Here is a 7261-nt window from a genome sequence, read left to right on the forward strand (position 1 = left end):
CTCACTTCCGGTGAGGGGCGTTTTTGCATTTCGGCCCCCTGCTGGTCTATCAGCGGCCTTCAAAAGGAAGGACGGGATGTATGGGCAGGAAACGTGGACGCGATATCGACGGGTGGCTGATTCTCGACAAGCCGCTGGGACCGACCTCCACGGATATGGTCAACAGGCTGCGATGGGCTTTTGATGCGAAAAAGGCCGGTCATGGTGGAACGCTCGATCCGTTGGCCTCCGGTGTGCTGCCGATCGCGTTCGGCAAGGCCACGCGGACCATTCCCTACATCATGGACGCGACAAAGCGTTACCGCTTCACCCTGACTTTCGGAGAAAGCCGGACGACGGATGATCTTGAAGGCGAGGTTCTGGCGACATCCCCGAACCGCCCGACCGATGAACAGATCCGCGCCGTTCTGCCTGCGCTGACGGGAAATGTCATGCAGGTACCACCTGTGTTTTCGGCGCTGCGGGTGGGGGGCGAGCGGGCCTATGACATGGCGCGCGCTGGCCGTCCGCCTGAACTTCCGCCGCGTCCGGCACGGATCGATTCGATAACGCTGGTGGAACGTCCGGACGCGGATACGGCTGTCTTCGACGTGCAGTCGGGCAAGGGTGTCTATATGCGTTCCTTGGCACGAGACATCGCGCTGGCCTGCGGAACGGTCGGGCATATTTCGGTGCTGCGGCGGACGAAGTGCGGGCCGTTCGATCTGAGCCACGCACTGACGATCGATCAGATATCACTGGACAAATCGACTCAAACTGTGGACAACGCCGATGCTCTTCCGGCTCCTCTGCTGGATGCGGCGACCGCGCTGGTCGACATCCCGGCGCTGGCCGTCACCGAGGCGGAGGGAAGGATGCTCGTCTGGGGGCAGTCGATAGACCCCGCGGACCTCGTGCATCCTCTGCCGGCATCGTCGCAGGGGGAAGACCATCTGTGGCGCGCGATGATCGGAGAGCACGTGCTGGGTCTGTGTCATGTCCGTCATGGGCGGCTCAGGGCAGCGCGGATGCTGGAAAATCACGAGTTTTTTGGAGAACACGATGTCGATTACCGCAGAACGCCGCACGGCACTGATTTCTGAGTACAAGCAGAGCGAGACGGATACGGGTTCGCCGGAAGTGCAGGTTGCAATCCTGTCCGAGCGTATCGTCAACCTGACCGAGCACCTGAAGACCCACAAGAAGGACTTCCACTCCCGTCGTGGTCTTCTGATGATGGTCGGTCAGCGTCGTAGCCTGCTGGACTATCTGAAGCGCAAGGACCAGGCCCGTTACCAGAGCCTGATCGAGCGTCTCGGCCTGCGTCGCTGAGCTAGATCTGTCCGGGAGCCTGCTCCCGGACACCCCGCCATCGCCTGTCCGGCGGTGCGGGTGCGCGACCGGCGTTTCAGGCCACATGGTGTCATGTCGGGGGCTTCCCGTCATCACCGCCATGCCGTCCGAAACGCTGCTCCGCCACCTGCCGGACGCCGGGGATGGTTTCATCCTTAATTTGGGAAAACATGCATGTTTGATTATTTCCGCAAGGAAATCGAATGGGCCGGACGCCCCCTGATCCTAGAGACCGGCAAGGTCGCACGCCAGGCAGACGGCGCCGTCATGATCACGTATGGCGACACGGTCGTGCTCTGCACCGCCGTTGGCGCCAAGACCGTGAAGCCGGGACAGGACTTCTTCCCGCTGACGGTCAATTACCAGGAAAAGGCTTACGCTGCCGGCAAGATCCCGGGTGGGTTCTTCAAGCGTGAAGGCCGTCCGTCCGAAGCCGAAGTCCTGAACGCACGTCTGATCGACCGCCCGATCCGTCCGCTGTTCCCGGAGAACTTCCGCAACGAAGTCCAGATCACCGCAACTGTCCTGAGCTACGACAACGAGAACGATCCGGCCCTCGTGTCCCTGATCGGCTGCTCGGCTGCGCTGACGCTCTCCGGCATTCCGTTTTTCGGTCCGGTCGCCTGCGCGCGTATCGGCCGTATCGACGGCAAGCTGGTCGTGAACCCGACGCATGACGAGATCAAGGACAGCACGCTCGACCTGATGGTCGCCGGTACGGCCGAGGGCGTTCTGATGGTTGAATCCGAAGCCAGCGAGCTTTCGGAAGAGACGATGCTCGAAGCCGTCACGCTGGGTCACACGTCCTTCCAGCCGGTCATCGATGCGATTATCGCTCTGGCCGAGCACGCGGCGAAGGCACCGTGGGATCTGCCGTCGCTGACGAAGGAAGAAATCGCCCTTCGCAAGCGCGTCGAGAAGGTCGGCAACAAGCTGATGGCGGACGCCTACAAGGAGCGTCAGAAGCAGGCCCGTTACAAGAAGGTCGCCGAAGCCAAGGACCGGATCAACGAGATCCTGGCCGAGGAAGGTCTGGACGTCGAACTGGCCAAGCCGATGCTCAAGGAGCTTGAGGCACAGGTTGTTCGCGGCTCCATTCTCAAGACGGGCATCCGTATTGATGGCCGTGACCTGAAGACGGTCCGCCCGATCCTGGCCGAAGTCGGCATCCTGCCGCGTGCCCATGGGTCTTCCCTGTTCACGCGTGGCGAGACGCAGGCCCTCGTGGTCGCAACGCTCGGCACGGGTCAGGACGAGCAGATCATCGACGCGCTGGAAGGCGAATACCGTTCCAACTTCATGCTGCACTACAACTTCCCGCCGTATTCGGTCGGTGAGTGTGGCCGCATGGGTTCTCCGGGCCGTCGTGAAATCGGTCACGGCAAGCTGGCATGGCGCGCAATCCATCCGCTGCTGCCGACCAAGGAAGCCTTCCCGTACACGATGCGTGTGGTTTCCGAGATCACGGAAAGCAATGGCTCGTCTTCCATGGCGACCGTCTGCGGCTCCTCGCTCGCACTGATGGATGCCGGCGTTCCGCTGCCGCGTCCGGTTGCCGGCATTGCCATGGGCCTGATCAAGGAAGACCGTGGTTACGCCGTGCTGTCCGATATTCTGGGTGATGAAGATCACCTCGGCGACATGGACTTCAAGGTTGCCGGTACGGCTGATGGCGTGACCGCGCTGCAGATGGACATCAAGATCACGTCCATTACGCCGGAAATCATGAAGATCGCCCTGGAGCAGGCCCGTGAAGGCCGGATCCACATCCTCGGCGAAATGGCCAAGGCTCTGACGGAAGGCCGTTCGGACGTTTCGGGCAATGCTCCGAAGATCACCACGATCTCCGTTCCGAAGGAAAAGATCCGTGATGTGATCGGTTCCGGTGGCAAGGTGATCCGCGAGATCGTCGAATATTCGGGTGCGAAGGTCGATATCGGTGACGATGGCACCGTGACGATCGCTGCTTCCAATGACGAGCAGGCCCAGAAGGCCATCGCCCGCATCGAAGGCATCGTCGCCGAGCCGGAAATCGGCCGCATCTATGACGGCAAGGTCGTCAAGACCGCCGATTTCGGCGCGTTCGTGAACTTCCTCGGCCCGCGTGATGGTCTGGTTCACATCTCCGAGCTGGCTGAAGGCCGCGTTGCGAAGACGTCCGACGTCGTCAAGCAGGGCGATGCTGTGAAGGTCAAGGTCATCGGATTTGATGACCGCGGCAAGGTCAAGCTCTCAATGAGGGTTGTCGATCAGGCTACAGGTGCCGATATTACGGAGAGTGTGGGGGCCAAGCCTGGCCGTCCGCCCCGTCGCGACGCCGAATGAGTGTTGGGGCGGGGCTCGCAAGGCCCCGCCTTTTTTTTCTGAGTTTCGGAGACAGCCAGTCCCCATGAAATCTATTGATACCCTCCGTTTTGGTGGTCAGGATGTGCTGCCTCTGATCGAAGGGGGCAAAGGTGTTTCCGTCTCCACGGGCGTCTCGGCCGGACACTGGGCTGCCGCCGGCGGGATCGGAACCATCTCGGCCGTCAATGCGGACAGCTACGATCAGGACGGCAATCCCGTTCCGCAGATCTATCACGGTCGCACGCGCCGCGAACGCCAGCAGGAGCTGATCCGCTACGCGATCGACGGCGGCATCGCCCAAGCGAAAATTGCCCACGACATTTCGGGCGGCAAAGGCCGGATCAACGTCAATATCCTGTGGGAAATGGGCGGGGCCGAGGACGTCATCATCGGGATCCTCGAAGGGGCTCCCGGACTGGTCCATGGCGTGACCTGTGGTGCGGGCATGCCGTATCGCCTGTCCGACATCGCGGTGCGCTTCGGCATTCCGTATTACCCAATCGTGTCCTCGGGTCGGGCGTTCAACGCCCTGTGGCGCCGTGCGTACAGCAAGGCTCCGGAATTTCTGGGGGGCGTTGTCTACGAAGATCCGTGGCGTGCGGGCGGCCATAACGGCCTGTCCAACACGGAAAATCCGCTGTCTCCGGAAGATCCCTATCCGCGCGTTCTCGCACTGCGCCGCGTCATGCGCAATTACGGTCTGGGCGAGACGCCGATCATCATGGCCGGTGGCGTCTGGCATCTTGAAGAATGGCAGGACTGGATTGGCAATCCGGAGCTGGGGCCGATCGCGTTCCAGTTCGGAACCCGTCCGCTCCTGACGCAGGAAAGCCCGATCCCCAACGCCTGGAAGCGCCGTCTTCTGACGCTGAAGAAGGGGGATGTGTATCTCAACCGCTTCTCCCCGACCGGGTTCTACTCCTCGGCCGTCAAGAACAGCTTCCTGAACGATCTGTGTGCTCGCTCCGAGCGCCAGGTGCCATACAGTCAGGAAGCCGGTGACGGTTATGAGGCATCTTACGGTGTCGGTGCCCGCAAGCGCGAGGTCTTCGTGCCGGTGGCCGATCGTCCGCGGATTGCCGAATGGGAAGCCGCCGGCTTTACCGAGGCGCTGCGTACACCGGACGATACGCTGGTTTTCGTGACGCCGGAAAGCGCGCGCGAGATCCTTGCGGACCAGACGGCCTGCATGGGCTGCCTGTCGCAATGCCGCTTCTCCAACTGGATGCAGAAAGAGCCGTACACGACGGGCCAGAAGACTGACCCGCGTTCCTTCTGCATCCAGAAGACGCTCCAGACCATCTCCCACATTCCGCCCGGAGCGGATGACGATGTGATCATGGACCACAACCTTATGTTTGGCGGCACGAATGCGTGGCGCTTCGGGACGGATCCGTTCTACGCGAACGGCTTTGTCCCGACGGTCGGCCAGCTCGTGGAGCGTATCCTGACCGGTCGCTGAGACATGGTCCGTGATCCTCTCTCTTCTGGTCCGTCGTCCCGGCCTGCCCTGAAACGGGGCAGGCCGTTCGACTTTCTGACGCAGTTTCTGGCACGGCACTCGGTCCCTGTCAGTCCGGAGCAGATCGCTCCGGCCGAAGGAAGCCGGGCAGCGGTCGCAACGGTCGTGGCGCTTCTGCCCGCAATTTATGAACATCAGGCCGTACTGGCCTGGGCTGCGTTTGCCGCGTTCTGGAGTTGTCTGATCGAGCCGGGTGGGACGGCGCGCGAACAGTTCCGCATTCTCGGACTCTTTACGGTGGGCGGCGCAATCCTGGGGGGCGTGACGTCCCTCATCGCGGTGTATCCGCTCTGGGGGGTGCTGCCCTGGCTGGTCCTGACGGGACTGCTGGTGGGGATGGCCCGCGCGCTGACGCCGTCCATGGCGCTGCTCTGCGCGCTTCTTGGTTGTGTGATGCTCGCGGGGACGGGGTTCCCGGCCCATGGGCTTCCGGAGGCTCTCGTCATCGCGGGGGCATTCGGGGGCGGTGGCCTGTGGGCCACGCTCCTGTGCCTCGTCATCTGGCCGCTGCATCCCTATGCGCCCGCGCGGCGGGCCGTGGGGGGGTGTTATCGGCTGCTGTCGGTCATGGCGGGCGAGATCGCGGCGGGACGGCTTCAGGAAACCGTGCACCGGCAGAACGTACGCACGGCAATCGAGCGCGCGCGCGGGATGGCGCTTCAGATCGATGCCGGGCATGCGAGTTATGGCATGCGCGGGCGTCTGATTGCCTCCCTGGCAGGGGCGGAGCGTTTGTTCACCGCCATGCTGGCCGTCGAACATCTCGTCGAGACGCGCGGTCTGGACTTCGAGGCGCGGGGGACGCTGGCGGCGTTTTCCGCGCTTTGCCAGCATGCCAGTGATGCGGCACTCGATCCCGCACCGGATCTTGGTCATCTGGCCTCTGAGGGACTGGCTCTTGCAGGGAGCATTCCCGCGACGGCGGGCCCGATCGGGGAACTGGTCGCGACCAGTGCGCGGACACTGGGGACGCTGGCCGAAGGGCTCGCGCAGAAGGAGCGCCTGCCATTCGATGCCGAACTGCCCCGCCATGTCGCCCGGCTGACGCCTGCGATCTGGCAGCATACGCTGCGCCTCGTGGTCGGTCTGCTGGCGACTTACATGACCAGCTGGTGGCTGGGGCTTGATTACGGGTTCTGGGCGCTGGTGGCGGTGCTGCTGGTTATCCAGCCGTCCGGACAGACGACGCTGGTGCGGGCGCTGGAGCGTGTGCTGGGGACTGTGGGCGGTGGCGTGCTGGCGTTGCTGCTGACGCCGTTCCTGCCGGGATCGGCCCAGATGCTGGCGGCGGTGGCGGTGTTCGTGATCGGTGCCATCGCCATGCGGGCGGTCAATTACACCATGCTCGTCGTGTTCATCAGCGCCCAGTTCATTGTCGTGACGGAAATGATCATGCCGTCGCAGGGCGTGGCCTGGATGCGGATGCTCGACAACACGCTTGGCAGCGTAATCGGACTGCTCTGCGCCTTCATGGTCTGCCCGCAGCGCCGGGGGCAGGACATGGATGGTCTGTTGCAGACGGCTGTCGTGGGCAATCTGCGCTATCTGGCGGCCGTTCTGAAACGGGAAGATCCGGTCATAACGGACCGCATCCAGCGTCAGGCCGGCATCGATACGACGCGCGCGGAGTTTGCCCGGGGCTCGCTGCCCGTTCTGGGGGGTGTATCCGCTGTTGGAGAACGCGCGACGCAGGCCCATGCGCTGCTACGCGCGCTGCGGCGGCTGAGCGGCGAGGCGACTTTGCTGCGTTTCGATATCTCTGCCGGGCTGTGTGAGGGCGATGCGCAGGCCGGTGAGCGCTGGAGCGCTACGGCGGCAGCTCTTGAAGCGGGTGGCCCGCTTGCGGATGTCGCCCTGAAGATCCAGAACGGGGAAATCATGGCCGAGATCGCGGCTCTGGAACGGGCCGGACGCGGGGGGCGCGTCGCTTCCTGAAAACAGGACAGGGGGAGACGGAACTCCGTCTCCCCCCGTTTGTGCCTCATGCTCCGAAAGAAGCGCGGGCGTCAGTGATGGCCGCCGCCGCCATGACCACCGCCACCATGGCCACCCCCGCCACCC

At 63.3% G+C, this 7261-nt stretch carries 5 protein-coding genes; all 5 read left to right on the plus strand.

Features of this window, described 5'->3' with window-relative positions; all coding sequences use genetic code 11:
* Positions 1-80: 80 nt before the first annotated feature.
* The 5 genes from truB to KP701_RS10485 all read left to right on the plus strand — a co-directional run bounded on the left by truB (position 81) and on the right by KP701_RS10485 (position 7135).
* Complete coding sequence (gene truB / locus KP701_RS10465; protein WP_215747154.1) at positions 81-1082, plus strand: tRNA pseudouridine(55) synthase TruB; 1002 nt, start codon at positions 81-83, stop codon at positions 1080-1082.
* Positions 1042-1311 (plus strand): 30S ribosomal protein S15, encoded by a 270-nt coding sequence (gene rpsO, locus KP701_RS10470; protein WP_011253110.1) that lies wholly within the window; start codon positions 1042-1044, stop codon positions 1309-1311. Before truB ends, rpsO begins: the two co-directional genes overlap by 41 nt.
* A 195-nt stretch (positions 1312-1506) precedes the next feature.
* Entirely contained in the window at positions 1507-3657 is a 2151-nt protein-coding gene (gene pnp, locus KP701_RS10475) for a polyribonucleotide nucleotidyltransferase (protein WP_215747155.1), read from the plus strand.
* Positions 3658-3721: 64 nt separating this feature from the next.
* Positions 3722-5140: a nitronate monooxygenase family protein gene (locus KP701_RS10480; protein WP_215747156.1), complete on the plus strand. Its 1419-nt coding sequence runs from the start codon at positions 3722-3724 to the stop codon at positions 5138-5140.
* Positions 5141-5143: 3 nt separating this feature from the next.
* Positions 5144-7135, plus strand: a complete 1992-nt coding sequence (locus tag KP701_RS10485) for an FUSC family protein (protein ID WP_215747157.1) — start codon at positions 5144-5146, stop codon at positions 7133-7135.
* The last annotated feature ends 126 nt before the right edge of the window (positions 7136-7261 follow it).

Source organism: Gluconobacter sp. P1C6_b, from assembly GCF_018811945.1.
Taxonomy (GTDB): Bacteria; Pseudomonadota; Alphaproteobacteria; order Acetobacterales; family Acetobacteraceae; genus Gluconobacter.